Origin of the sequence: Pseudomonas sp. NFX71, from assembly GCF_048079215.1 — a bacterium.
GTDB lineage: Bacteria > Pseudomonadota > Gammaproteobacteria > Pseudomonadales > Pseudomonadaceae > Aquipseudomonas > Aquipseudomonas fluorescens_B.
The window spans coordinates 2,878,894-2,904,460 of sequence record NZ_CP182230.1 but is presented as its reverse complement, the minus strand read 5'-3'; the positions used below and the strand labels follow the sequence as shown (position 1 = coordinate 2,904,460).

The 25,567-nt window shown below is 60.5% G+C and carries 21 protein-coding genes; 8 read left to right on the top strand and 13 right to left on the bottom strand.

Translation table 11 applies throughout. The features are described from left to right. Nucleotides 1-85 precede the first annotated feature (85 nt). From ACM1ZW_RS13260 to mreB, 6 genes are all read right to left on the bottom strand, one after another. Nucleotides 86-3,889: a YhdP family protein gene (locus ACM1ZW_RS13260; RefSeq protein WP_414883443.1), complete on the bottom strand. Its 3,804-nt coding sequence runs from the start codon at nucleotides 3,887-3,889 to the stop codon at nucleotides 86-88. Nucleotides 3,890-3,964: 75 nt separating this feature from the next. Then, a complete protein-coding gene (gene rng, locus ACM1ZW_RS13255) occupies nucleotides 3,965-5,422 on the bottom strand; it encodes a ribonuclease G (protein WP_008008603.1) in 1,458 nt (485 codons plus the stop codon). A gap of 57 nt (nucleotides 5,423-5,479) precedes the next feature. After that, nucleotides 5,480-6,076: a Maf family protein gene (locus ACM1ZW_RS13250; protein WP_416740680.1), complete on the bottom strand. Its 597-nt coding sequence runs from the start codon at nucleotides 6,074-6,076 to the stop codon at nucleotides 5,480-5,482. A gap of 45 nt (nucleotides 6,077-6,121) precedes the next feature. Then, nucleotides 6,122-6,613 carry a rod shape-determining protein MreD gene (gene mreD / locus ACM1ZW_RS13245; RefSeq protein ID WP_017336526.1) on the bottom strand — a complete coding sequence of 164 codons (492 nt, stop codon included), beginning with the start codon at nucleotides 6,611-6,613 and terminating at the stop codon, nucleotides 6,122-6,124. Further along, on the bottom strand, nucleotides 6,613-7,737 hold the full coding sequence (mreC, locus tag ACM1ZW_RS13240) for a rod shape-determining protein MreC (protein ID WP_416740679.1): 1,125 nt from the start codon (nucleotides 7,735-7,737) through the stop codon (nucleotides 6,613-6,615). Before mreC ends, mreD begins: the two co-directional genes overlap by 1 nt. 176 nt (nucleotides 7,738-7,913) lie before the next feature. Continuing rightward, the gene (gene mreB / locus ACM1ZW_RS13235; RefSeq protein WP_002555108.1) at nucleotides 7,914-8,951 is read right to left on the bottom strand and encodes a rod shape-determining protein MreB; all 1,038 of its coding nucleotides are present in this window, start codon (nucleotides 8,949-8,951) and stop codon (nucleotides 7,914-7,916) included. A gap of 211 nt (nucleotides 8,952-9,162) precedes the next feature. Between mreB and gatC the strand changes: the two genes are divergently transcribed. Genes gatC through ACM1ZW_RS13205 form a run of 6 tightly spaced genes read left to right on the top strand, consistent with a single transcriptional unit; the run spans nucleotide 9,163 to nucleotide 14,292 of the window. Beyond that, complete coding sequence (gatC, locus tag ACM1ZW_RS13230) at nucleotides 9,163-9,450, top strand: Asp-tRNA(Asn)/Glu-tRNA(Gln) amidotransferase subunit GatC (protein ID WP_007941222.1); 288 nt, start codon at nucleotides 9,163-9,165, stop codon at nucleotides 9,448-9,450. Between the two features lie 16 nt (nucleotides 9,451-9,466). Then, on the top strand, nucleotides 9,467-10,918 hold the full coding sequence (gene gatA / locus ACM1ZW_RS13225; protein WP_017336524.1) for an Asp-tRNA(Asn)/Glu-tRNA(Gln) amidotransferase subunit GatA: 1,452 nt from the start codon (nucleotides 9,467-9,469) through the stop codon (nucleotides 10,916-10,918). Nucleotides 10,919-10,928: 10 nt separating this feature from the next. After that, a complete protein-coding gene (gatB, locus tag ACM1ZW_RS13220; RefSeq protein ID WP_017336523.1) occupies nucleotides 10,929-12,374 on the top strand; it encodes an Asp-tRNA(Asn)/Glu-tRNA(Gln) amidotransferase subunit GatB in 1,446 nt (481 codons plus the stop codon). A gap of 57 nt (nucleotides 12,375-12,431) precedes the next feature. Beyond that, nucleotides 12,432-12,803: a septal ring lytic transglycosylase RlpA family protein gene (locus ACM1ZW_RS13215; RefSeq protein ID WP_416740678.1), complete on the top strand. Its 372-nt coding sequence runs from the start codon at nucleotides 12,432-12,434 to the stop codon at nucleotides 12,801-12,803. A 50-nt stretch (nucleotides 12,804-12,853) separates the two neighbouring features. After that, on the top strand, nucleotides 12,854-13,915 hold the full coding sequence (locus ACM1ZW_RS13210; protein WP_416740677.1) for a calcium/sodium antiporter: 1,062 nt from the start codon (nucleotides 12,854-12,856) through the stop codon (nucleotides 13,913-13,915). Then, on the top strand, nucleotides 13,912-14,292 hold the full coding sequence (locus ACM1ZW_RS13205) for a carboxymuconolactone decarboxylase family protein (RefSeq protein WP_017336520.1): 381 nt from the start codon (nucleotides 13,912-13,914) through the stop codon (nucleotides 14,290-14,292). The genes ACM1ZW_RS13210 and ACM1ZW_RS13205 overlap by 4 nt, the downstream gene beginning before the upstream one ends. A gap of 163 nt (nucleotides 14,293-14,455) precedes the next feature. Here ACM1ZW_RS13205 and ACM1ZW_RS13200 read toward each other — a convergent pair whose 3' ends face one another. The 5 genes from ACM1ZW_RS13200 to kdgD all read right to left on the bottom strand — a co-directional run bounded on the left by ACM1ZW_RS13200 (nucleotide 14,456) and on the right by kdgD (nucleotide 21,099). Beyond that, on the bottom strand, nucleotides 14,456-15,397 hold the full coding sequence (locus ACM1ZW_RS13200) for an AEC family transporter (RefSeq protein WP_414879357.1): 942 nt from the start codon (nucleotides 15,395-15,397) through the stop codon (nucleotides 14,456-14,458). Nucleotides 15,398-15,587: 190 nt separating this feature from the next. Beyond that, on the bottom strand, nucleotides 15,588-17,141 hold the full coding sequence (gene garD, locus ACM1ZW_RS13195) for a galactarate dehydratase (protein WP_416740676.1): 1,554 nt from the start codon (nucleotides 17,139-17,141) through the stop codon (nucleotides 15,588-15,590). A gap of 11 nt (nucleotides 17,142-17,152) precedes the next feature. Beyond that, nucleotides 17,153-18,529, bottom strand: coding sequence for an MFS transporter (locus ACM1ZW_RS13190; RefSeq protein WP_416740675.1), 1,377 nt, complete (start codon nucleotides 18,527-18,529; stop codon nucleotides 17,153-17,155). Between the two features lie 151 nt (nucleotides 18,530-18,680). Next, a complete protein-coding gene (locus ACM1ZW_RS13185) occupies nucleotides 18,681-20,126 on the bottom strand; it encodes an aldehyde dehydrogenase family protein (protein ID WP_416740674.1) in 1,446 nt (481 codons plus the stop codon). Nucleotides 20,127-20,187: 61 nt separating this feature from the next. Then, nucleotides 20,188-21,099 (bottom strand): 5-dehydro-4-deoxyglucarate dehydratase, encoded by a 912-nt coding sequence (kdgD, locus tag ACM1ZW_RS13180; RefSeq protein ID WP_017336515.1) that lies wholly within the window; start codon nucleotides 21,097-21,099, stop codon nucleotides 20,188-20,190. Nucleotides 21,100-21,337: 238 nt separating this feature from the next. On the opposite strand from kdgD, the gene ACM1ZW_RS13175 reads away from it, so the two are divergent. Both ACM1ZW_RS13175 and ACM1ZW_RS13170 read left to right on the top strand, forming a co-directional pair. Further along, nucleotides 21,338-22,642: a phospholipase gene (locus tag ACM1ZW_RS13175; protein WP_416740673.1), complete on the top strand. Its 1,305-nt coding sequence runs from the start codon at nucleotides 21,338-21,340 to the stop codon at nucleotides 22,640-22,642. Nucleotides 22,643-22,656: 14 nt separating this feature from the next. Then, nucleotides 22,657-22,848 carry a hypothetical protein gene (locus ACM1ZW_RS13170; protein WP_017336513.1) on the top strand — a complete coding sequence of 64 codons (192 nt, stop codon included), beginning with the start codon at nucleotides 22,657-22,659 and terminating at the stop codon, nucleotides 22,846-22,848. Between the two features lie 71 nt (nucleotides 22,849-22,919). On the opposite strand, the gene ACM1ZW_RS13165 is transcribed toward ACM1ZW_RS13170, so the two are convergent. Both ACM1ZW_RS13165 and ACM1ZW_RS13160 read right to left on the bottom strand, forming a co-directional pair. Then, nucleotides 22,920-23,669, bottom strand: a complete 750-nt coding sequence (locus ACM1ZW_RS13165) for a FadR/GntR family transcriptional regulator (RefSeq protein ID WP_031318393.1) — start codon at nucleotides 23,667-23,669, stop codon at nucleotides 22,920-22,922. A gap of 145 nt (nucleotides 23,670-23,814) precedes the next feature. Beyond that, nucleotides 23,815-25,542, bottom strand: coding sequence for an ABC transporter ATP-binding protein/permease (locus ACM1ZW_RS13160; RefSeq protein ID WP_017336512.1), 1,728 nt, complete (start codon nucleotides 25,540-25,542; stop codon nucleotides 23,815-23,817). Nucleotides 25,543-25,567 lie beyond the last annotated feature (25 nt).

Genomic DNA, 25,567 nt, shown 5'->3' with positions numbered 1-25,567 from the left:
CAACACATACCCGCAGGCGCTGCCGAAGGCTGCGCCTACAGGGGGCTAACGGCCATGCTACTCCATCGGTCCGAAGGATGGCTTTTCAAAAAGGTTTGTCGAAGGTGATTTTCGGCTCTTTCCACGGGCCTTTGACGGTGTATTTCACGCTGGCGAAGCGCGCCACGCGGTCACCGATCAGCTTGTCGATCAGGAACAACGCGCCGCCGATGGCCGGTGCGCCGACGATCAGCGCGGCAATCGGCAGGTTGTTGGTCACCGGCAAGGTCACCAGCAGTTTCGCATCGACCTGATCACCCACCAGATCCAGCGTGCCATTGAGCTCGATATTGCTCGACGGGCCGGTCAACAGAATCGGCTCACGCGTCACGTAAACGCCGTTGGTCCCGACCAGCAGGCCTTTGACCCGGTCGTAACTCAAGCCTTTGCCAAACAGATCGGAGAAGTCCAGCCGCAAGCGCCGACCGATGGAGTTGAAGTTGAGCAGGCCAAACACCCGCAACGCCTGAGCGCCGCCCTCGACTTCAACGAACTGGCCTTTGTTCAGCGACGCATCAAGCGTCCCGGAAAAACGCTTGGTAGCCAGCCAGGCCGGCGAACCGGGCCAGCGACCGTCGACATCCATATGAAATTCTTCACTTGTGACACTGGGCGCAAAGCCCCAGCCTTTCAGCACATCCGCAAGGTTCTTGCCACTGACCCGGCCCTTGTACCAGCTGCTGGATGCACCGGGCGCACCTTCCCAGCCACCGCTGCCCTGCAACAGAATGCCCTTGAGGCCCAGGTCCAGCGCATTAAGTGCGATGCCCTTGGCGGTCGGACGCACTTTCAGCGACCAGCCCCCCACCAGATCCTGCCCCTGGAACAGCTGATTGATGGTGATATCCAGCGCCGGGATTTTTGTCGGATCAACGCTGGCCAGTGGATCCGGCGAGTTTTCATCGGCCAGGACCGTCGGGTCCGGTGCCGGCAAACGCACGTATTGCAGATTGATTGCAATCGGCGCGCCTTTCGCGTCAGGGATAGCAGCGGTGCCCTTGACCTGTTTACTGTCGAGCTGCAAGGCCCACGCCGCCGGTTTACGGTTCAACTGCACCGAAGCCTGGTCGAGGGTGGTACCGATACCGCTGAGTTTGCCGACCTTGAAGTCCGCGCTGCTGAGCAGTTGCTTGGCGCTGCCGCCCGGGTCCTGACCGGCATACTTGTCCACCAGGTCTTTCCAAGGGCCGACATCCAGTTCCGACAACACGCCGCGCACCCGCAGGCCTTTGGCTCCGGGCAACACGGCTTCGCCGCCACCGAGGAACAATTCGCCGCGACCGTCGGCAAAGTTGCCGGGGGGCGCCGCGAACGTGAAACTCGCCAGCTCGCCGTACTTGACCCAGTAACGTCGCTCCTGGCCTTGCAGGGTCATGCGGAACATCGTGTCGCGTCCGACGTCGGCCGCCATGCCGAACGGCGCCGGCAAATCCACCGCCACGCCTTTGAGGTTCGAATTGACCAGCAACTGGCTGTCGGGGCCATCCAGGTTCAGTTGCAACTGATAAGGGATCAGGCCGGACACCGGCAACGGCTGGGTAACGCTCAACCAATCGGTGAGCTTCTTCACCTCGACCTGGCCCGAGGCGTTGACACGGGTCTTGATGTTGCCCGGGCTGCCGTCGGCGAAAATCTGCGCAGTGACCGGTTTGTCAAAGGCGCGAGCGGTGATGTTCTGCCCGCTCAACCCCTTGGTGCTGTCGAAGCGGAAATCGCCCTTCAATTGAGTCAGCTCAAGGGCCGGTTCGGCGAGTTTCAAGCGCGCCTTGGCGGTCTTGAAGTCGACGAGGATAGTGGGCTGCTCGCCTTTGGCCAGCGGAATATCCAGCTTCACCTTGCCCTTCAGATCGCCCTCGCCTTCCCATCCGGCGAAGGTGGCAGCGGTGCCGATCGGCGCTTCCTGGAGAATTTTCAGGCCATCGCCCAACCCGCCGGCGAAAGCGCCATCAAGCAGCAGGTGTGGGTTTTGCCCGGCGGATGCGTGGGGAATATTGACGTAGATGTCACTGACTTGTGTGTCCAGCAACTGGCCCTGGCTGGCCAGAATGCGTACGCCGCTGTCTTCGATGAACACATCGCCACTGACCTTGCTGACATGCGGCCAACCCGGCTGGAACGCCAGCTCGGCATCGTGAACCTTGAAGAACAGGCTGATGCTGCGAGCCGTGTCGGCGGCGCCATGATTCAGCGAGCCCTGATACTGGAAGAAGCCCTGGTCGACCGCACCCTTGAGAATCGCCGTGCGCAGCCATTCGTCCAGCGCCGGGCTGAGCACTTCCGGCAGGTACTTGGCGGTGTACTTGCCGTCGCCGTCCACCAGGCCGACCCGCAGGTCCATGTAGTCTTCCTGGGTATGGTCGAAATGCAGGCGGATCAGGAAGTCGCCGGCAATCTTGCCCTCCTCGCCCAGCACTTTCAGGTACGGCGCGATGAGGGTGAAGCCTTCTTTGTCGAGCTTCCAGGTCAGCCGGGCGTTGGCCTGAATGTATTGCCATGGCTTGGCGAAAATCGGGTCCAGGTGCAGGACAAAATCCTTGCTGTCCATGCGCAGTTCGCCGTGACCGAGGTCACCACTGATGCTGCCGCTGACATTTCGCGCCGCTGGCGCGCCGTGATAGGCGTCAAACCCCACCCGATCGAGGTTGGCGGCGAAACTGACCTTGCTGTCGTCGGTGGCGTTGGGCCGGAAGTCGACCAACACGTTGCGCAAACCACCGGTCACCTTGAGTCGCTCCACGGCGGTGGCGACGCCTTCAGGCAACGGCCCCAAGGCATTCAGCAGCGGTGTGAGTGGCGTGAGGTCGAGGCGGTCGGCTTGCAGATGCCAGAGTTCTTCGGTCTTGTCGGTGGCTTGGCTTTGTTTGAGTTGCAGGCGCGATTCCCAGCGGGTCTCGCCGATGTTCATGGACAGCGAGTCCACCGTCACCAGAATGCCTTCGGCACTGCGCTGGAAATAGCTGTTGAGCGCCAGGTTGTTGATCTGGACCGGCTTGCGCTCGGCGTAGGCACCCTTGATCTGCGGCGCGTTCAAGCGGATCGCAGCGCTTTGCAGCGCGCCTTTGCTCCAGTTGACCCAAAGCTCGCCACCGGCCTTGATCTCGGAAAAATTCCATTGCCGGGTCAGGCGCTCGGGTAGCCATTTCGACCAGTCACTTTGCGGCAGGCTTACGTAAGCATCCGCTTCGCCGTCCTGCCACTGGCTGGCGCGAATGCGAGTACGCAGGCTCATGGCCACTGGCTGACCGTCGGGCAGGGTCAGCCGCGCGTCGAGTCGCTGACGGTAGACGCCGGTTTTCAGGTTCAGGCCAACGTAGGTCAAGGTCAGCGGCGGGTGATCCAGCGGCTGCAAGGTGACCTGACTGTCGAGCACCGACAACTGCTGGACCATCTGCATGCGATTGAGCAACTGTTCCGGGTCCAGCGGCTGATCCTGTTGCACCGGCAGGCCTTCCAGCGCCCAATGACCGTCCTCGCCTTCCTTGAAGCTGATCTTCAAACCGTTGAGTTCAAGGTGGGCGATGCGCACTTCACGAGCCAGCAGGCTGGCCCAAAGATCCGGCACCGCACGTACCTGATCCAGGCGCAGGGTGTTGGCGCCCTCGCCGACCATCACGTCGTGGGCCAGCAGAATCGGCGCGAAGCCGTGCCAGTTGCCTTCCAGTTCACCGATGTGCAGCGGCATGCCCAGGGCAGCGCCGGCTTTGGCTTCGACTTCGGCCCGATACTCGGCCACCAGCGGCGTCAGTTCGCGGCCGAGACTGACGTAAAGCGCCATCAGCACCAAAGCCAACGCGCACAGGCCCAGACCCCAGCGGGTCAGTGCGGCCAAAATGCGTGTCAGACGCTCCATGTCAGTTGGCTCCCATGGCAAAAACAGTGCAAAAAGCTGAGGCCAGCCGTTCTAGTGGGGATGAAACACAGCGATTCAGAGCAGCACCACGTCGTATTGTTCCTGGGAATACATGGTTTCCACCTGGAACCGAATGGTGCGCCCGATAAAACCTTCGAGCTCGGCGACGTTGCCCGACTCTTCATCCAGCAGGCGATCGACGACTTTCTGGTTCGCCAATACACGATAGCCCTCCGCCTGATAGGCGCGCGCCTCGCGGAGAATTTCGCGGAAGATTTCGTAGCAAACGGTTTCCGGCGTCTTGAGCTTGCCGCGCCCCTGGCAGCTGCTGCAGGGTTCGCACAACACCTGCTCGAGACTTTCGCGGGTGCGCTTGCGGGTCATCTGCACCAGGCCCAACTCGGTGATGCCGATGATGTTGGTCTTGGCGTGATCGCGTTCCAGTTGTTTCTCAAGCGTGCGCAGCACCTGACGCTGGTGCTCTTCGTCTTCCATGTCGATGAAGTCGATGATGATGATCCCGCCCAGGTTGCGCAGGCGCAGCTGGCGAGCGATGGCGGTCGCGGCTTCGAGGTTGGTCTTGAAGATGGTTTCTTCGAGATTGCGATGACCGACGAACGCCCCGGTATTGACGTCGATGGTGCTCATGGCTTCCGCCGGGTCCACCACCAGGTAACCGCCAGACTTCAGCGGGACTTTGCGTTCGAGGGCTTTCTGGATTTCGTCTTCGACGCCGTACAGGTCGAAAATCGGCCGTTCACCCGGGTAATGCTCCAGACGATCAGCAATTTCCGGCATCAGTTCCGCGACAAACTGCGTGGTTTTCTGGAACGTTTCCCGGGAGTCGATGCGGATCTTCTCGATCTTCGGGCTCACCAGATCGCGCAAGGTCCGCAGCGCCAGGCCGAGGTCTTCGTAGATCACACTCGGCGCGCTGATGGTTTTGATCTGCTCGTTGATCTGATCCCAGAGCCTGCGCAGGTAGCGGATGTCCATGAGAATTTCATCGGCGCCCGCGCCTTCGGCGGCAGTCCGCAGGATGAAGCCGCCGGCCTCCTTGATGCCTTCTTTGGCCACGCAATCGGTGACCACTTGCTTGAGGCGTTCGCGCTCGGCTTCATCTTCGATCTTCAGGGAAATACCGACATGCGCGGTGCGCGGCATGTACACCAGATAGCGCGAAGGAATCGACAGTTGCGTGGTCAGGCGTGCGCCTTTGGAACCGATCGGGTCCTTGGTGACTTGCACCACCAGGCTCTGGCCTTCGTGAACCAGCGCGCTGATGCTCTCGACCGCAGGGCCTTCGCGCAGGGAAATTTCCGAAGCATGAATGAACGCGGCGCGATCCAGGCCGATGTCGACGAAAGCCGCCTGCATCCCCGGCAATACCCGCACGACTTTGCCTTTATAAATGTTGCCGACGATCCCGCGTTTTTGCGTGCGCTCGACGTGGACCTCTTGCAGGACACCGTTTTCAACCACCGCCACGCGCGATTCCATCGGCGTGATGTTGATCAGGATCTCTTCACTCATGGCAGGGTCTCGTTCAGGCATGTTCACGATAATGGCCGCATCTTGTCAGTACGACGCTCAGCGCGCGTTAAGGGTTTGCCAACAGGGTATGCCGAAATGGCCGAGCAGCTCAGCGGTTTCGCACAGCGGCAGTCCGACCACCGCCGAGTAGCTGCCATTGAGCCCGGCGACAAACACCGCGCCCAGTCCTTGTATGCCATAGCCACCGGCCTTGTCCCGAGGTTCGCCGCTGGCCCAGTAGGCCGCCGCTTCATCGCGGCCGATGGGGCGAAAACGTACCAGGCTGCGCACAACCCGCGACTCGCAACGCTCACCGTCAAGCACGGCAATGGCGGTCAGCACTTCGTGCTCTTGCCCTGCCAACATCATAAGCATGGCGCACGCATCGGCTTCGTCCACCGGTTTGCCGAGAATTTTCCCGTTCAGCACCACGGCGGTGTCGGCGCCCAGTACGCAGGATGCGGCGTCGGACACGATTGCGCCGCGCCCGGCTTCAGCCTTGCCGCGCGCGAGGCGCTCGACATAGGCCGACGGCGATTCATGATTCAAAGGGGTTTCGTCGATGTCCGCGCTGATGGCGGAGAACGGCACGCCGATCTGCGTGAGCAGTTCACGCCGACGCGGCGAGCCTGAGGCGAGGTACAACCGTTTCATCAAGACATCTCCCTTGTCGAGGTGTGGGCAAATGCCTGAACCGAATTAGTTGATTTTGTAACGTCGACGCAGACCGCGCAAACCGAAGCTGATCCACGGCCAGAGCAATGCGCTGACCAATGCCGGCAAGACCAGTGCCAGCGTTGGCTGACGGTTGCCGGTCAGGGCGCTGAGCCATAGCTGAACGAGCTGCGCGAGCCCGAAGATCACCAGGATCACCAGGCTCTGTTGCCACATCGGAAACATCCGCAGCCGCTGTTGCAGCGACAGCACCAGGAAAGTGATAAGGGTTAGGATCAACGCGTTCTGGCCCAGCAACGTGCCGTAGAGCACATCTTCGGCCAGGCCCAGGCACCATGCGGTGACCATGCCGACTTTCTGCGGCAGGGCCAACGCCCAGAACGCCAGCAGCAAGGCGAGCCAGAGCGGACGGAGGATTTCCATGAATTGCGGCAGCGGCGAAACGCTGAGCAGCATGCCAATGGCGAATGTCAGCCAGACCATCCAGCCGTTTCGGGAGGCGGTAGCACCGACCATTATTCTCTTCCCCCAGGGGTGGCCGGCGCGGAGACAGGCGGTTTGGCAGCAGGCTTCACGACAGCGGGTTGCGTCGCCGGTGGCTTGGCAGCCGGCGTCGTCACGGGCGGCTTGGCGGCGGCGGGATGTGCGGCGGCGGGTTTGGCCGGGGTAGCGGCAGCAGGTTTGGTCGGGGTAGCCGTCGCAGGTGCTGCGGCGGGAACGGCCGGGACTGCAGTGGCAGCCGGGGCAATCACGCCGACAGGCTTGGGCACGGTCGCGGGAATGATTGGCCCGCCGCCCTGCGCATCCAGGCTTTCCTGGGCCTGAGCAGCATCGTTTGCGCGCTCTTCCGGCGTCCGGGTGTCGCTGAACACCAGCAGCAAGTAACGGCTGCGGTTCAGCGCAGCCGTCGGCACGGCGCGGACAATGGCGAACGGCTGGCCGGAATCGTGAATCACTTCCCTGACCGTCGCCACCGGGTAACCCGCCGGGAACCGCTGGCCAAGGCCGGAGCTGACCAGCAGATCGCCTTCCTTGATATCCGCCGTGTCGGCAACGTGACGCAACTCCAGGCGCTCAGGGTTGCCGGTGCCGCTGGCAATCGCCCGCAGACCGTTCCGGTTCACCTGCACCGGAATGCTGTGGGTGGTGTCGGTCAGCAGCAGCACACGGGAGGTGTATGGCATCAACTCGACCACCTGGCCCATCAGGCCGCGGGCATCAAGCACCGGCTGACCGAGGACCACACCGTCGCGCTCACCTTTATTGATGATGATGCGATGGGTGAATGGATTGGGGTCCATACCGATCAACTCGGCCACTTCGACCTTCTCGTTGACCAGCGCGGAGGAATTGAGCAGCTCGCGCAGCCGAACGTTCTGCTCGGTGAGGGCGGCAAGCTTTTGCATGCGACCCTGCAGCAGCAGGTTTTCGGTTTTGAGTTTTTCGTTTTCGGCGACCAGTTCGGTACGGCTGCCAAACTGGCTGGCCACACCTTGCCATAGCCGCTGCGGCAGGTCGGTGATCCAGTAAGACTGCATCAGCACCAGCGACATCTGGCTACGCACTGGCTTGAGCAGTGTGAAGCGGGCATCGACCACCATCAGCGCGACCGATAGCACGACCAGCACCAACAAGCGCACGCCCAGTGAAGGCCCTTTGGTGAAAAGCGGTTTAATAAGCCGCTCCTCCCAGGCAAATGTTTTGTTTATTCATACGGCAGACCGGTCTGGATACAGACTGACAGAAGGTAAACGCAAACAGGCAGCACTGCAAAGTGCCGCCTGCGCGCTCAACAGCATAGATGCATCGGGCGAGATCACTCGCTCGACAGCAGGTCCATGGTGTGTTTATCCATCATTTCCAATGCACGGCCACCGCCGCGAGCAACGCAGGTCAGCGGGTCTTCGGCAACAATCACCGGCAGACCGGTTTCCTGGGCCAGCAACTTGTCGAGGTCACGCAGCAAGGCGCCACCACCGGTCAGTACCAGGCCACGCTCGGCGATGTCGGAAGCCAGCTCCGGAGGCGATTGCTCCAGCGCACTTTTCACGGCCTGAACGATGGTGGCCAGCGACTCTTGCAGAGCTTCCAGCACTTCATTGGAGTTCAGGGTGAATGCACGTGGAACGCCTTCGGCCAGGTTACGGCCACGAACGTCGACTTCACGAACTTCGCCGCCCGGGTAGGCCGTACCGATTTCCTGTTTGATGCGCTCGGCGGTGGATTCGCCGATCAGGCTGCCGTAGTTGCGACGCACGTAGGTGATGATCGCTTCGTCGAAGCGGTCGCCGCCAACCCGTACGGATTCGGCATAAACCACACCGTTCAGGGAGATCAGTGCGATTTCAGTGGTACCACCACCGATATCGACGACCATCGAGCCGCGGGCTTCTTCAACCGGCAGGCCGGCACCGATCGCAGCCGCCATTGGCTCTTCGATCAGGAACACTTCACGCGCGCCGGCACCAAGGGCCGATTCACGGATGGCTCGACGCTCAACCTGAGTGGATTTGCATGGAACGCAGATCAGCACACGAGGGCTAGGCTGCAGGAAGCTGTTTTCGTGAACCTTGTTGATAAAGTACTGCAGCATCTTTTCGCAGACGCTGAAATCGGCAATGACGCCGTCCTTCATCGGACGAATGGCCGCGATGTTGCCCGGCGTACGGCCGAGCATGCGCTTGGCCTCGGTGCCGACAGCAACGACACTTTTCTGGTTACCGTGTGTCCGAATAGCCACAACCGATGGCTCATTCAGGACGATGCCGCGCTCGCGCACGTAAATAAGGGTGTTGGCAGTGCCCAGGTCAATGGAAAGATCGCTGGAAAACATGCCACGCAGTTTCTTGAACATGGGAAAGGGACCCTAGGCAACGCGTGGGTAAAAAAGTGCGGCAAACTCTAACAACGACAGGGATTTTGGGCAAGGCGCCAATATGTTAAATTGGCCGCTTTTCTGTGCACCAACCCCCACAATCGCGGCCTTATGACCGTAGAAATGCGGTAGTGTTCCGACAATCTAACACACGGACGCCGTCCGTTCTGTTTTCCACTGGAGAATCGCAATGGCGCTTGAACGCTCCGACGTGGAAAAAATCGCTCATCTGGCCTGCCTTGGCCTCGATGATGCCGATCTTCCACATATTACTTCGGCCCTGAACAGCATTCTGGGGCTGGTCGACGAAATGCAGGCGGTCAATACCGACGGTATCGAGCCACTGGCCCACCCACTGGAAGCCAGCCAGCGCCTGCGTGCAGACGTCGTGACCGAGACCAATCATCGCGAGGCCTATCAGTCCATCGCACCAGCGGTCGAAAACGGCCTGTACCTGGTTCCGAAAGTCATCGACTAAAGGGAAAGAGCCTGCAATGCATCAATTGACTCTGGCCGAGATCGCCCGCGGACTCGCCGATAAAAAGTTTTCTTCCGAAGAGCTGACCAAAACCCTGCTGGCGCGTATCGCCCAGCTCGACCCTCAGCTCAACAGTTTCATCAGCCTCACCGAAGACCTGGCACTCCAGCAGGCGAAAGCCGCTGACGCACGCCGGGCCAATGGTGAGAGCGGCGCCCTGCTCGGCGCGCCGATTGCCCATAAAGACCTGTTCTGCACCCAGGGCATCCGCACCAGCTGCGGTTCGAAGATGCTCGACAATTTCAAGGCCCCGTACGACGCCACGGTCGTTGCCAAGCTGGCCGCTGCCGGCGCAGTGACCCTGGGCAAGACCAACATGGACGAATTCGCCATGGGGTCGGCCAACGAGTCGAGCTACTACGGCCCGGTGAAAAACCCGTGGAACCTGGAATACGTTCCGGGCGGTTCGTCCGGCGGTTCCGCTGCAGCGGTCGCGGCGCGCCTGTTGCCGGCGGCTACCGGCACCGATACCGGCGGCTCGATCCGTCAGCCTGCTGCACTGACCAACCTCACCGGCCTGAAACCGACGTACGGTCGCGTTTCGCGCTGGGGCATGATCGCCTACGCCTCCAGCCTCGATCAGGGCGGCCCGCTGGCCCGCACGGCCGAAGACTGCGCAATCCTGCTGCAAGGCATGGCCGGTTTCGATCCGCAGGATTCCACCAGCATCGACGAACCCGTGCCTGACTACAGCGCCAGCCTCAACGGTTCGCTGCAAGGCCTGCGCATCGGCGTGCCGAAGGAATACTTCAGCGCCGGCCTGGACCCGCGTATTGCCGACCTGGTCATGGCCAGTGTCGAAGAGCTGAAGAAGCTCGGCGCCGTGATCAAGGAAATCAGCCTGCCGAACATGCAGCACGCGATTCCTGCGTACTACGTGATCGCCCCGGCTGAAGCGTCTTCCAACCTGTCGCGTTTCGACGGCGTGCGTTTCGGCCATCGCTGCGAAGACCCGAAAAACCTGGAAGACCTGTACAAGCGTTCCCGTGGCGAAGGTTTCGGCGCGGAAGTACAGCGCCGGATCATGGTCGGTGCCTACGCGCTGTCCGCCGGTTACTACGACGCCTACTACCTGAAGGCACAGAAGATTCGTCGCTTGATCAAGAACGACTTCATGGCCGCCTTCAATGAGGTCGACATCATCCTCGGCCCGACCACGCCGAACCCGGCCTGGAAGCTCGGCGCCAAGAACAGCGACCCGGTCGCTGCGTACCTGGAAGACGTCTACACCATCACCGCCAACCTCGCCGGTCTGCCGGGCCTGTCCATGCCTGCAGGTTTTGTCGACGGTCTGCCGGTCGGCGTGCAACTGCTCGCCCCGTATTTCCAGGAAGGCCGCCTGTTGAACGTTGCCCACCAGTATCAGTTGAACACTGACTGGCACACCCGCACCCCAACCGGCTTCTGAGGAGAAACACATGCAATGGGAAGTCGTGATCGGGCTGGAGATTCATACCCAGCTCACCACCCGGTCGAAAATCTTTTCCGGTAGTTCCACCACCTTCGGTTCCGAGCCGAACACCCAGGCCAGCCTGGTTGACCTCGGCATGCCCGGCGTACTGCCGGTGCTGAACCAGGAAGCGGTGCGCATGGCGGTGATGTTCGGTCTGGCGATCGATGCCGAGATCGGCCAGCACAACGTGTTCGCCCGTAAAAACTATTTCTACCCGGACCTGCCGAAGGGCTACCAGATCAGCCAGATGGAATTGCCGATTGTCGGCAAGGGCCACCTGGACATCGCCCTGGAAGACGGCACCGTCAAACGCGTCGGCATCACCCGCGCGCACCTGGAAGAAGACGCCGGTAAAAGCCTGCACGAAGAATTCAGCGGCGCGACCGGCATCGACCTGAACCGCGCCGGCACGCCGCTGCTGGAGATCGTCTCCGAACCGGACATGCGCAGCGCCAAGGAAGCCGTGGCCTACGTCAAGGCGATCCACGCGCTGGTGCGTTACCTGGGCATCTGCGACGGCAACATGGCCGAAGGCTCGCTGCGTTGCGACTGCAACGTGTCGATCCGTCCGAAAGGCCAGGTTGAGTTCGGCACCCGCTGCGAGATCAAGAACGTCAACTCGTTCCGCTTCATCGAGAAGGCGATCAACACCGAAGTACAGCGTCAGATCGAGCTGATCGAAGACGGCGGCAAGGTGATCCAGCAGACTCGCCTGTACGATCCGAACAAGGACGAAACCCGTCCGATGCGCAGCAAAGAGGAAGCCAACGACTACCGTTACTTCCCCGATCCGGACCTGTTGCCGGTGGTCATCGAGGACTCGTTCCTCAATGAAGTGCGTGCGACATTGCCGGAACTGCCACCGCAGAAACGCGAGCGCTTCCAGGAGCAGTTCGGTCTGTCGGTCTACGACGCCAGCGTCCTGGCCACCAGCCGCGAGCAAGCCGACTACTTCGAGAAAGTCGCGAGCATCGGCGGCGACGCCAAACTGGCGGCCAACTGGGTCATGGTTGAACTGGGCAGCCTGTTGAACAAACAGGGCCTGGACATCGATCAGTCGCCGGTTTCGGCCGAGCAACTGGGCGGCATGCTGCTGCGCATCAAGGACAACACCATCTCCGGCAAGATCGCCAAAGTGGTGTTTGAAGCGATGGCCAACGGCGAAGGCAGCGCCGACGAGATCATCGACAAGCGCGGCCTCAAGCAGGTGACCGACACTGGCGCGATCTCGGCGGTGCTGGACGAAATGCTCGCGGCCAACGCCGAGCAGGTCGAGCAATACCGCGCGGCAGACGAAGCCAAACGCGGCAAGATGTTCGGCTTCTTCGTCGGCCAGGCCATGAAAGCCTCCAAAGGCAAGGCCAACCCGCAACAGGTCAACGAACTGCTGAAAAGCAAGCTCGAAGGCTGATGAGAATGGAGCCAGCCGTCAAATCTGGCTCCCACATTTGTTTTCGGGAAACCTTGAATGAAGCGTCTGTTCAGCCTTTGCGCCCTGCTCTCTCTGCTCGCCGGTTGCGCCAGCACCGACGTCGTCGACCCACACGGTTACGACCAGACAGGCGTGGCGTCCTACTACGGCGCCAGACACCAGGGCAAACGCACCGCCAGTGGTGAACGTTTCGACAAGAATTTCCTGACCGCCGCCCATCGCCAACTACCCTTTGGTACGCGGGTGAAGGTCACCAATCTGAAAAACGACAAGTCCTGCGTGGTGCGTATCAATGACCGCGGGCCACACACTCGCGGGCGCCTGATCGACTTGTCTCATGAAGCCGCCGAGCAACTGGGCATGCTCAAAAGCGGCACCGCGCGGGTTCGCGTGCAAGCCCTCGACTGACTGACGGAGCCCCGACCATTTTCGGACTTGCCGACATCCCCCTGCTCAGCATGATTGAACTGCTCAGCGGCCTGATACTGCTGATCGCCGGCGCCGAGCTGATGGTGCGCGCCGCGGTGCGCCTGGCCGCGCGACTGCATGTGCGACCGCTGATCATTGGCCTGACCATCGTCGCCCTGGGCAGCAGCGCGCCGCAGATGGCGGTCAGCCTGCAAGCCACCCTCGCGCAGAACGCCGACATTGCCGTCGGCAGTGTTATCGGCAGCGGTATCTTCAACATACTCGTCACCCTCGGGCTCTCGGCGCTGATCATCCCGCTGCGGGTCTCGCGGCAACTGGTGCGCCTGGATATTCCGTTGATGATCGGGGCCAGCCTGCTGGTGTTCGTTCTGGCGTGGAATGAAGAACTGACCCGCGTCGATGGCATGCTGCTGCTGACGGCGCTGGCACTGTATCTGGGCTTGTTGCTGCGACAGTCGCGGCACTCGGTCCGTCCGCAATCGACAACGCATGACGCCCCGCAGGTGCCTTGGTTGAGCAGCCTGCTGATGATCGTCGCCGGTCTTGCGATGCTGGTGTACGCCGGGCACTTGCTGTTGGGCGCCGCGGTGTCGGTCGCTACGGATCTGGGGCTGTCGGAAAGGATCATCGGCCTGACCATCGTCGCCGTCAGCACTTCGTTGCCGGAACTGGCGACCTCATTGATCGCGGCGTTGCGTGGTCAGCGCGACATCGCCGTCGGCAACGTGGTCGGCAGCAACCTGTTCAACCTGTTGGGCGTACTCGGCGTTACCGCACTGATTGCGCCGTCGCCGCTGTCGGTCTCGCCCAACGCGCTGGATTTCGACTTGCCGGTGATGCTCGGCGTCGCGGTGCTGTGCTTGCCGGTGTTCTATTCCGGCTACCGGGTGACCCGCGCCGAAGGTCTGCTGTTTCTGGGCTTGTACCTGGCGTACGGTCTGCACGTGGTGTCGTTCACCACCGGCATGCCGCTGGCCGGCAGGCTTGAACACCTGATGCTGTTTTTCGTCCTGCCGGCGCTGGTGGCGTTTCTATTGTTCACGTCGCTGCGCGCCTGGCGTCGCCAACACCACAAGAGAGAATTGCCATGACCGACCATAAAAAGCCCGGCGTTGAAGTCCGCCGCCAAGTGATGGGCGACGCTTTCGTCGACCGCGCGCTGGGCAATGCCACCGAGTTCACCCAGCCGTTGCAGGATTTCGTCAATGAACACGCCTGGGGCAGTGTGTGGAATCGCGAAGGCCTGCCGCTGAAAACCCGCAGCCTGATCACTCTTGCCGCGTTGACCGCGCTGAAATGCCCGCAAGAGTTGAAAGGTCACGTGCGTGGCGCGCTGAACAACGGCTGCACCGTGGAAGAGATCCGTGAGGCGTTGCTGCATTGCGCGGTGTATGCGGGCGTGCCGGCGGCGATCGATGCGTTTCGGGCGGCGCAGGAAGTGATTGATAGCTACCAGAAGCCGGAATGAATATTCGAAGGTTGCGGTGAAAGATCTACCGTCATCGCGAGCAGGCTCGCTCCCACAGGGGATCTCCTTTGTTGCACAAATTGTGTGAACACCCAAGATCACTGTGGGAGCGAGACCGGCTTGCCGGCGATGAGGCCCGAAAGAACAACCCAAAATCTCAGGGCTAAATCCACCCGCCCCACTGCAGCAGGAAGATCCCGACGTTGGTGGTCACCGCCGCCATCAGCGTGGTGATCACAATGATCGCTGCCGCGAGTTCATGATTACCGTTGGCCTGACGGGCCATGACAAAACTGGCCGCAGCGGTCGGGCTGCCGAAGTACAGAAACAGAATCCCCAACTCCGCCCCGCGAAAGCCCCACAACCACGCCCCCAGCGTCGCCAGCACCGGCAGGCCGATCATCTTCACCAGGCTTGAACTCAGCGCCATATTGCCACTCTTGCGCATGGCCGCCAGCGACAGCGTGCCGCCGATGCAGATCAACGCCAATGGCAACGTGGTTTGCGCCAGGTACTGGCCGGACGTCTCCAGCCAACCCGGCAAACCGATCTTGAAATACGCAAACGGCGCTGCCGCAAAAACACTGATGATCAACGGGTTGATCATCACGCTTTTGCAAATGCTCCACGGATCGGACTTGATCACCGGGCTGTAGACCGCCAGCACAATGGTCGAGAGCGTGTTGTAAAACAGGATCACCAACGCCGCGAGAATCGCCCCGAGGGAAATCCCGTAATCGCCGTACATGCTCGCTGCCAGCGCGAGGCCAATGACGCCGTTGTTGCCGCGAAACGCACCCTGGGTGTAAATCCCCCGGTCCTCACGCGGACACTTCCAGATCGCCCAGCCCCAGGCGATGGCGAAACACACCAGCGTCGCAATCGAGAAATAGATCAGCAGCGCCGGTTGCAGTGCAGCGTGCAGGTCCGCATGCAGGATGCCCAGGAACAGCAACGCCGGCATGGTGACGTTAAACACCAGAGCCGACGCGGTGTGGATGAAATTGTCGTTGATCCAGTCGATGCGCTTGAGCAGCACCCCCAGAAACAGCATGGCAAACACCGGCGCGGTGATGTTCAGGGTTTCGAGGAAAATTGCCAGCATGCCGGGGAGAACCTTGAGGGTGTCGTTAGTTGGCTAATGATAAGCCACCGAGGACGTTGGCGTCTGGTAGATCGCCATCGCCGGCAAGCCGGTCTCGCTCCCACAGGAGATCTTCTTTGTTGCACAAACTGTGTGAACACCGAAGATCACTGTGGGAGCCAGCCTGCTGGCGATGAACGATAACGCGGTATCAGGTGATCGGCGCCGGGTTGAACAACGTGATGTCGTTATGCAGCTTATGCTGCTCCGCCCACGTCTGCTTCTTCCCGCTGGCCACGTCCAGGTAGTAGTGAAACAACTCCCAGCCAAGGTCTTCAATCGAAGCCCGCCCGGTTGCAATCCGCCCGGCATCGATGTCGATCAGGTCCGGCCAGCGCTGCGCCAGTTCAGTCCGGGTCGACACCTTCACCACCGGCGCCATCGCCAGACCATACGGCGTACCGCGCCCGGTGGTGAACACATGCAGGTTCATCCCCGCCGCCAGTTGCAACGTCCCGCAGACAAAATCACTGGCCGGGGTCGCACAGAAAATCAGGCCTTTGCGCTTGAAGCGTTCGCCAGGGCCAAGCACCCCGTTGATCGCGCTGCTGCCGGATTTGACGATCGACCCGAGGGACTTCTCGACAATGTTCGACAACCCGCCCTTCTTGTTACCCGGCGTGGTATTGGCGCTGCGGTCCGCTTCGCCCTTGGCCAGGTATCGGTCGTACCAGTCCATTTCCCGTACCAGCTCCTGAGCGACCTCCTCGGTTTCGGCGCGGGAAGTCAGCAGGTAAATCGCATCGCGCACTTCGGTGACTTCGGAAAACATCACCGTCGCGCCCGCACGCAGCAACAGGTCCGAGGCAAACCCCAGCGCCGGGTTCGCGGTAATCCCGGAGAACGCATCGCTACCGCCGCACTGCATGCCGAGGATCAGCTCGGACGCCGGCACGGTTTCCCGGCGACGCTGATCGAGCTTCTTCAGACGGGTCTCGGCCAGCGCCATGATCTGCTCGATCATCTCGGTGAAACCGTGACTCGAATCCTGCAAGCGGTACAACCACGGCTCGCTGAGATCGACCGAACTGTCGTTCTCGTGCATCACCTGCCCGGCCTGCAATTTCTCGCAGCCCAGGCTGATGACCAAGGCTTCGCCGCCCAGGTTCGGGTTGCGCGCCAGATTGCGCACGGTGCGAATCGGGATGTACGCGTCGGTGGCGGTGATCGCCACGCCACAGCCGTAGCTGTGGGTCAGCGCCACCACGTCATCGACGTTCGGGTACTTGGGCAGCAATTCATCCTTGATGCGCTTGACCGCGTGATCGAGCACGCCGGTGACGCACTGAACCGTGGTGGTAATCCCCAGAATGTTGCGCGTGCCGACGGTGCCGTCGGCATTGCGATAACCCTCGAACGTAAAACCTTCCAGCGGTGCCTGCGCGGCCGGCACTTCGGTGGACAGCGGCAAACTGTCCAGCGGCGGCGCGGTGGGCATGCGCAGTTGATCTTCCTTGACCCAACTGCCACGAGGAATCGGCTGCAACGCGTAGCCAATGGTCTGGCCGTAGCGAATCACCTGACCGCCCTCGGGAATATCCTCGAGGGTGACTTTATGACTCTGCGGCACGAAGTCCACCGTCACCAGGCCATCGGGAAATTCGGTGCCGGCGGGCACGCCCTGGTCATTGACCACAATCACTACGTTGTCCCGCTCGTGCAGGCGGATGTAGCGCGGCGAGTCGGAGTGTTCAATCAACTTCATGACGCCGCTCCTCAGGAATGCGCTTGAGACAATTTGTTGTTGGTTTCAGGACCGCTGACCGGTGGCTCTTTGAGCACCACACGCTTGATCGGACCAACGATCACCAGGTAGCTGAACACTGCAACCAGTGCGTTGCAACCGACAAACACCAGCGCCCATTTGAACGAACCGGTGGAGCTGATGATGTAGCCAATCACGATGGGAGTGGTGATTGAAGCGATGTTACCGAAGGTGTTGAACAAGCCACCGCTGAGACCGGCGATTTGTTTCGGCGAAGTATCGGACACCACCGCCCAGCCCAGCGCACCCACGCCTTTGCCGAAGAATGCCAGGGCCATGAAGCCGACGACCATCCATTCAACATCGACATAGTTGCAGGCCACGATGCTGCTGGAAACCAGCAAACCGGCAATGATCGGCGCCTTGCGGGCGAAGGTCAGGGAATGGCCCTTGCGCAGCAGGTAATCGGAAATCACCCCGCCGAGCACACCACCGATGAAGCCACAGATCGCCGGCAACGAGGCAATGAAACCGGCCTTGAGGATGGTCATGCCGCGTTCTTGCACCAGGTATACCGGGAACCAGGTCAGGAAGAAGTAGGTGATGCCGTTGATGCAGTATTGGCCGAGGTACACGCCAAGCATCATGCGGTTGGTCAGCAACTGGCGGATGTAGTCCCACTTCGGACCGTCGCCTTTTTTGCCTTTGCCTTTGCCTTTGTCCTGGTCCATATCGACCATGCCGCCGTTATCGGCGATGTGCTGGAACTCCGCGTCGTTGATCATCGGGTGCTGGCGTGGGCTGTGGATAACCTTGAGCCAGATGCCCGAGAAGATGATGCCAATCACGCCCATCACGATGAACACGTGCTGCCAGCCGAAGCTGTAGACGATCCAGCCCATCAGCGGCGCGAACAACACGGTGGCGAAGTATTGCGCCGAGTTGAAGATCGCCGAAGCGGTGCCGCGTTCAGCCGTAGGAAACCAGGCCGCGACGATGCGGGCGTTGCCGGGGAAGGATGGCGCTTCGGCCAGGCCCACCAGGAAGCGCAGCATGAACAGCGCAACCACCGCCGTGGACATGCCGAACTCGCCGACATAGCCCTGCAGCACGGTGAACAGCGACCAGGTGAAAATGCTCAGCGCATAGATTTTTTTCGAACCAAAACGGTCCAGCAGCCAGCCACCGGGAATTTGCCCGGCCACGTAGGCCCAACCGAATGCAGAGAAGATATAACCGAGAGTGACCGCGTCGATGCCGAGGTCTTTTTGCAGGCTGGAGCCGGCGATAGCGATGGTCGCCCGGTCGGCGTAGTTGATCGTGGTCACCAGAAACAGCATGAGCAGGATCAAATAGCGGACGTGAGTCGGCTTCTGAGTCGATTGCATGTAGATGTACTCCCACTGATTATTTTTATGCGGGTCATAACGATTGATTTTTGTGGGAGCTGGCCTGCCAGCGATGCGGGCACCTTGGTATGTCCTTCACACCGAGGTGCTGCCATCGCTGGCAGGCCAGCTCCCACAGGTATTGCGTGAATCAGGAACCGATGTAGGAGGTTTTCACGACGGTGTAGAACTCTTGCGCATAGCGACCCTGCTCGCGGGAGCCATAGGATGAACCTTTACGCCCACCGAACGGAACGTGGTAATCCACACCGGCAGTCGGCAGGTTGACCATCACCATCCCGGCCTGGGAGTGGCGCTTGAAGTGGTTGGCGTACTTCAGCGACGTGGTGGCGATGCCCGCCGACAGACCGAATTCGGTGTCGTTGGCCATGGCCAGTGCCGCTTCGTAATCCGCAACGCGAACCACGTTGGCCACCGGGCCAAAGATCTCTTCACGGCTGATGCGCATCGCCGCTTCGCTGTCGGCAAACAGGGTTGGCGCGAGGTAGTAGCCTTCTGTATCGCAAGTCACCAGACCACCGCCACTGACCAGACGCGCACCTTCGGACTGGCCGATGTCGATGTACTTCATGTCCTGTTCAAGCTGAGCCTGGGAAACCACCGGACCGATGTCGGTGCCGGTTTTCAGCGCGTGACCGACCTTGATCGACTTCATGCGCTCGGCCATGGCTTCGACGAATTTGTCGTGGATGCCGGCGGTAACGATGAAGCGGCTGGAAGCGGTGCAACGCTGGCCGGTGGAGTAGAACGCGCTCTGAACCGACAGCTCGACCGCTTGCTTGAGGTCGGCGTCATCGAGAATGATCTGCGGGTTCTTGCCGCCCATTTCCAGCTGAACCTTGGCCTGGCGCGACACGCAGCTGACGGCGATCTGACGACCGACACCGACGGAACCGGTAAAGCTGATGCCGTCGACTTTCCGGCTCTGCACCAACGCATCGCCCACCACACGACCGCTGCCCATCACCAGGTTGAACACGCCGGCCGGGAAGCCTGCGCGAGAGATGATTTCAGCCAGCGCCCAGGCGCAACCCGGGACCAGGTCGGCGGGTTTCAGTACCACGCAGTTGCCGTAGGCCAGGGCCGGGGCGATTTTCCACGCCGGGATGGCGATCGGGAAGTTCCACGGGGTGATCAGGCCAACCACGCCCAAGGCTTCGCGCGTCACTTCGACGTTGACGCCCGGACGTACCGACGGCAAGTAGTCGCCGGACAGTCGGAGTGTTTCCCCGGCGAAAAACTTGAAGATGTTACCGGCGCGGGTCACTTCGCCGATGGCTTCAGGCAGGGTTTTACCTTCTTCACGGGCGAGCAAAGTGCCGAGCTCTTCGCGGCGAGCGAGGATTTCAGTACCGACCTTGTCCAGGGAGTCGTGGCGAGCCTGAATGCCCGACGTCGACCAGGCCGGAAACGCAGCGCGGGCGGCGTCGATGGCGGCGTGGACCTGGGCCAGATCGGCCTTGGCGTAGTTGCCGATGGTATCGGTCAGTTCGGACGGGTTGATGTTGGCGCAGTAATCACTGCCGGCAACCCATTCACCGTTGATGTAGTTATCAAAACGCTTTGCATCTGCCACTGGGGAATCTCCTCACGCAAAAGGCCGCTGATCACTCAGCGGCCTTGTTTAATCGGGTGTGTTACTGCGCACCTTGCTTGTCGATCAACGCGGCGAGCATTTCGTACTCTTCGCCGGTCAGGTCGGTCAGCGGCGCACGCACAGGACCTGCGTCATAGCCGGCAATTTTTGCCCCGGCCTTGACGATACTCACCGCGTAACCGGCTTTGCGGTTACGGATGTCCAGGTACGGCAGGAAGAAGTCGTCGATGATCTTGCCGACGGTGGCGTGATCTTCGCGAGCGATAGCGTGGTAGAAATCCATCGCGGTTTTCGGGATGAAGTTGAACACCGCCGAGGAGTAAACCGGCACGCCCAGTGCCTTATAGGCCGCTGCGTAGACTTCGGCGGTCGGCAAACCACCCAGGTAGCTGAAGCGATCGCCGAGGCGACGACGGATCGACACCATCAACTCGATATCGCCCAGGCCATCTTTGTAGCCGATCAGGTTCGGGCAGCGCTCGGCCAAGCGTTCCAGCAGCGGCGCGGTCAGGCGGCAGACGTTGCGGTTGTAAACCACCACCCCGATCTTCACCGATTTGCACACGGCTTCAACGTGAGCGGCAACACCGTCCTGGCTGGCTTCGGTCAGGTAGTGCGGCAGCAGCAACAGGCCTTTGGCGCCCAGACGCTCGGCTTCCTGTGCGTACTCGATCGCCTGGCGGGTCGAACCACCCACACCGGCCAGAATCGGCACGCTGGTTTCGCAGGTGTCGACGGCGGTCTTGATGATTTCCGAATATTCGCTGGCCGCCAGAGAGAAGAACTCACCGGTGCCGCCTGCGGCGAACAGAGCCGAGGCGCCGTATGGGGCCAGCCATTCGAGACGCTTGATGTAGCCAGCGCGATGGAAATCGCCCTGAGCATTGAAATCGGTAACCGGGAAAGACAGCAGACCGGAAGAGAGGATGGACTTCAGTTCTTGTGGATTCATTATTCGAACACCCTGGGTAGCACGTTTGTGTGTGAGGAAATCGTTCAGCCTGCGCCGAAGTTGTAGGTCATCGTACAACTTAAAAAACAACCGTCAACTGCATTTCATCGCCGCATCCAAAATTTATGCGTCGGAAAAGTATTTTCTTGACGTAGGAAAGTTCTCCTCTATGCTCTGAATAACTGTATATACATACAGTTAACTTCAAGCATACCGACGACATATCAAGGAGATAGAAATGTCAGGTCTACACACACAAACCCAGGAACAACCGAAGCCGGTCATCGCAAGTCTGGAGGATCTGTTCAACGAGAACGGCATCGCCATTACGGGTAATGACCACCTGCTCCTGCACCTCGACGCCCCTGGCTCCGACACCCATCAACCGTCCACCTCTGCATCCGTCAACGCCTTGAAAGGCAAGCCACAGCTGAGGTTCGAGGGGGGTGAACACACGGCCATCGGTGATAACACGCTGCTACGTTTCGTCAAGGATGCCCCTGCTGTAGTGGCGTCGCAGGTCGAGTTGCACTTGCCGAACGGCTTGGCACTGACCTATGGGCAGATCGTTGCCCTGGGGGGTGATTTCTATGGAATTGCGGATAAACCGGTCAGCGAAGGCGCAACCGCTGCCGACCGGCTCCAGCGTTTTACCGAGGCTTTCAATTCCCTGGCGGTCCTGCCCGCGTCCAATGCCGAGGCGAAGCTGATTCTCGGCGTCATGCAGAAGGAAATCGCCGCAGTCAAACAGGCGATCAAGGATGGCAAGCAGCCCCACGAGGCGTATGACGCCTTGGGTGATACGTTGTCGGAAGAGTGGAACAAAATCACCGGCGGCGGCAGCTTCGTTTCCGCCCTGTACCCACTGGGGCGCTACCTGAAACTGGCCGCCAACAATGCCGATCACTTCGCCGAATGGGCACTGCTGGCCTACATCGCCGGGCACACGGCCGCGTTGCAACAAGCGGTGATCGCCCACAACACAGCTGACGACCAGTCGCTGGAACTGGCCTATGCGCTGAACGCTTTCGCCGATCACTACCTGACCGACCTGTTTTCCGCCGGCCATCTGCGCGTGCCACGCAAACAGTTGGCGGCAGTGGTCACGCCGAGTGATCTGGGCTCGTTGATCACCCGCTTCATGCACGACGAAGACAGCAAGTTCGGCCTCAACGTGCGTAATGGCGATGGCGCTCAATGGCATGCGTATGGCGACAAACGCTACTTCGATGCCATCGACAGCGCCAACCGCCTCCAGGTCAATCAAGCGGTTCAAGTGTCTGCGGATGAGATATTCGCGGCGTACCTCAGCGGTATCGCACCGTCACCCAGCAGTTTCGCGGCATTGAAAAAACTGCCTGACCTGCAAGCGGTACTGAACCCCGTGGGTAATTTCTCGCCGTTATTCAAGGTCGAGGGTAACAAGGTGCTGCGACGCAAGGACGTCAACAACCTGAACGATACCGCCACGGTGGATGACTGGTGGGGCTGGAGCACTTACCTGCTGCTCAAGGACTACAAGCCGACTGGCAACGTGGCCTGATAAGGAGATCAATCATGACGATCAAATTGAAACTGGAGCTGGTCTCGGGCCAATCGCTCAAGGGTGCGCCGCTGGAGTTGTTGGCTGATGGCAAGCCGATTGCGAAAGGAGTCGTGGATAAAAACGAAAGTGTGACGTTCGATGTTAAGTCTGCGGCTGCCAGGTTGACCGTGAGAGTGGATCGCTCGATTCTGAAAACCGTCTGAGGCCAATGGCCCCATCGCCGGCACGCCGGCGATGGCAATCCAGAGAACAATAGAACTGCCCAGCCTGGCAACTACCCCCGCTGCGCCTCAGCCTCTTCATGCGCATGACGCAACCGCTCGCGGCTGTTGGTCAAATGCAAGCGCATCGCTGCCCGCGCCGCATCGGAATCCTGGCGCGCAATCGCATCGTAAATCTCTTCGTGCTCACGGCTCAGACGGCTCATGTAGTGTTGCTGGTCATCATGGGCCAGGCGTGCCGAGTTGAGTCGAGTGCGCGGAATGATGCTGGTGCCCAGGTGGGTCATGATGTCGGTGAAATAGCGGTTGCCGGTCGACAGCGCGATTTGCAGGTGGAACTGAAAGTCCGAGGCCACGGCATCGCTGGCGTGTGCCGCGCTTTCGTTCAAGGCGTCCAGCGCGGCGCGCATCAACGCCAACTGTTCAGGGCTGCGGCGTTGTGCGGCGAGACCGGCGGACTCCACCTCGAGACTGATGCGCAGTTCCAGAATCGCCAGCACATCACGCAGCGTCACCACGGTCGCCGGATCGATACGGAAACCGCTCGGGCTCGGCGTGTCGAGTACAAAGGTGCCGATGCCATGGCGGGTTTCCACTTGCCCGGCCGCCTGCAGACGGGAAATCGCCTCGCGCACCACCGTGCGGCTGACGCCATGGGCATCCATGATCGCCGACTCGGTGGGCAACTTGTCGCCGCGCTTGAGGTGACCGTCTCGAATCTGCTCGGACAGCACCGTCACCAATTCCTGTGCGAGGCTGCGGCGCTTGCGTGGAAGGCGTGGTGCATCGATCGGGTTTTCCATGGTGAACGTCTGTCTCGAAAAAATCGGCTGAAACCGCATCATAGCTCAAGGCGGTTGTACGATCACCACCACTCCCTGTGGACGCGAATTGTGGCGAGGGGATTCATCCCCTCACCACAAAAGCCCACACAGAGTCTTGTGGTGTTCATGCGGTCACGGTCTGGTCCACCAGATGGCCATTTTCAATGCGCACATGCCGCGGATGGAAGCGCTTCAGGCTGCTGCGATGCCCGACGCTGACAATGCTCAGCCCCGGAATCTCATCGATCAGTGCCTGATACAGCGACGCCTCATCCTCTTCGTCCATCGCCGAGGTCGCTTCGTCCATGTACAGCCATTGCGGTGCATAAAGCAGCGCGCGGGCAAAGGCCAGGCGTTGCTGTTCACCCGGGGAAAGCATGCGTTGCCAGTGATTCGCTTCATCCAGGCGCGAAACCAGGTGTGGCAAACGGCAGGTTTCCAACACATGAACGTAACGCTCGTGCGGATAGGTCTCGCCAGGCTGTGGATAACTCAACGCCTCGCGCAGCGTGCCAATTGGCAGGTAAGGCTTTTGCGGCAGGAACAGATAGCGCGCCGCCGGCAGACGAATGCTGCCATGGCCCGCAGGCCACAGATGACCCATCGCCCGCAACAGTGTGGACTTGCCACTGCCTGAGCGGCCGCTGAGCATCACGCGCTCGCCCTCCTCCACGGTCATGTCGGCGTTGGTCAGCAGATGACGACCATCAGCAAGGTCGAGGCCCAGGTCATGCACCTTCAATGCATCACCCTGATTCTGCACGTCGATGGCTGGCGCACGCTCTTCATTGTCGGTCATGGCCTGGCGGAAACTCAGCAAACGATCGCAGGTGGCGCGCCACGACGCGAGGTTCTGATACGCACTGATAAACCAGCTGAAACTCTCCTGCACATTGCCGAACGCCGAACTGATCTGCATCAGCTCTCCGAGCTCGATCTTGCCGGCGAAGTAACGTGGCGCGGCGACCATGAACGGAAAGATGATGGCGGCCTGTTGGTAACCTGCGGTGAAGAACGTCAGACGCTTGGACACCTTCATGATGTCCCAGAAGTTGTGCCAGACCAGCCCGAAGCGGTTGCTCAGGCGACGGTTTTCATTGGGCTCGCCGTTGTACAAGGCGATGCTTTCGGCATTTTCACGGACGCGGACCATGGAGAAACGCAGGTCGGCTTCGAAGCGTTGTTGTCGGTTGTTGAGGCCGATCAAGCGACGGCCGATCAAATGGGTCAGCCAGCTGCCGATCACGGCATAGACCAGCACGCACCAGAACATATAGCCGGGAATGGTGAAACCGAACACCTCAATGCTGCCCGAAACGCCCCAAAGGATGATCGAGAACGACACCAGGCTCACAATGTTGCGCAGCAGACCGATGCCCAGTTCCAGGGTGTTCGAGGTGAAGTTGTTGAGGTCTTCGGAAATCCGCTGGTCCGGGTTATCGGTGTAACCGCCCTGCTCCAGCTGGTAGTAGTTCTTGTTGCCGAGCCAGCGGGCAAAATGCTTTTCCGTGAGCCAGGCACGCCAGCGAATGGTCAGCATCTGGGTCAGGTAGAGCCGGTACACAGCGCCGATAATCGCCACCGCGGCAATCCCGCAGAAATATAGAATCAGCCGCCAGAACGCGGCCTCGTCCTTTTGCTGCAGCGCGTTGTAAAAATCCTTGTACCAGGTGTTGAACCACACCGAGATGCCCACGCTGACCAGAGATAACGCAATCACCGCGATCAGCAGCGTCCAGGCCTTGCCCTTCTCTTCACTGCGCCAGTAAGGCGTGATCATCGCCCAGACTTTGCGAAAAAACTGCCCGCGCACAGCATCGTTGACCGCGGAATATTCAGCGTTCTGATTCATGGAAAAGGCTCGATAAAGAAAAGAA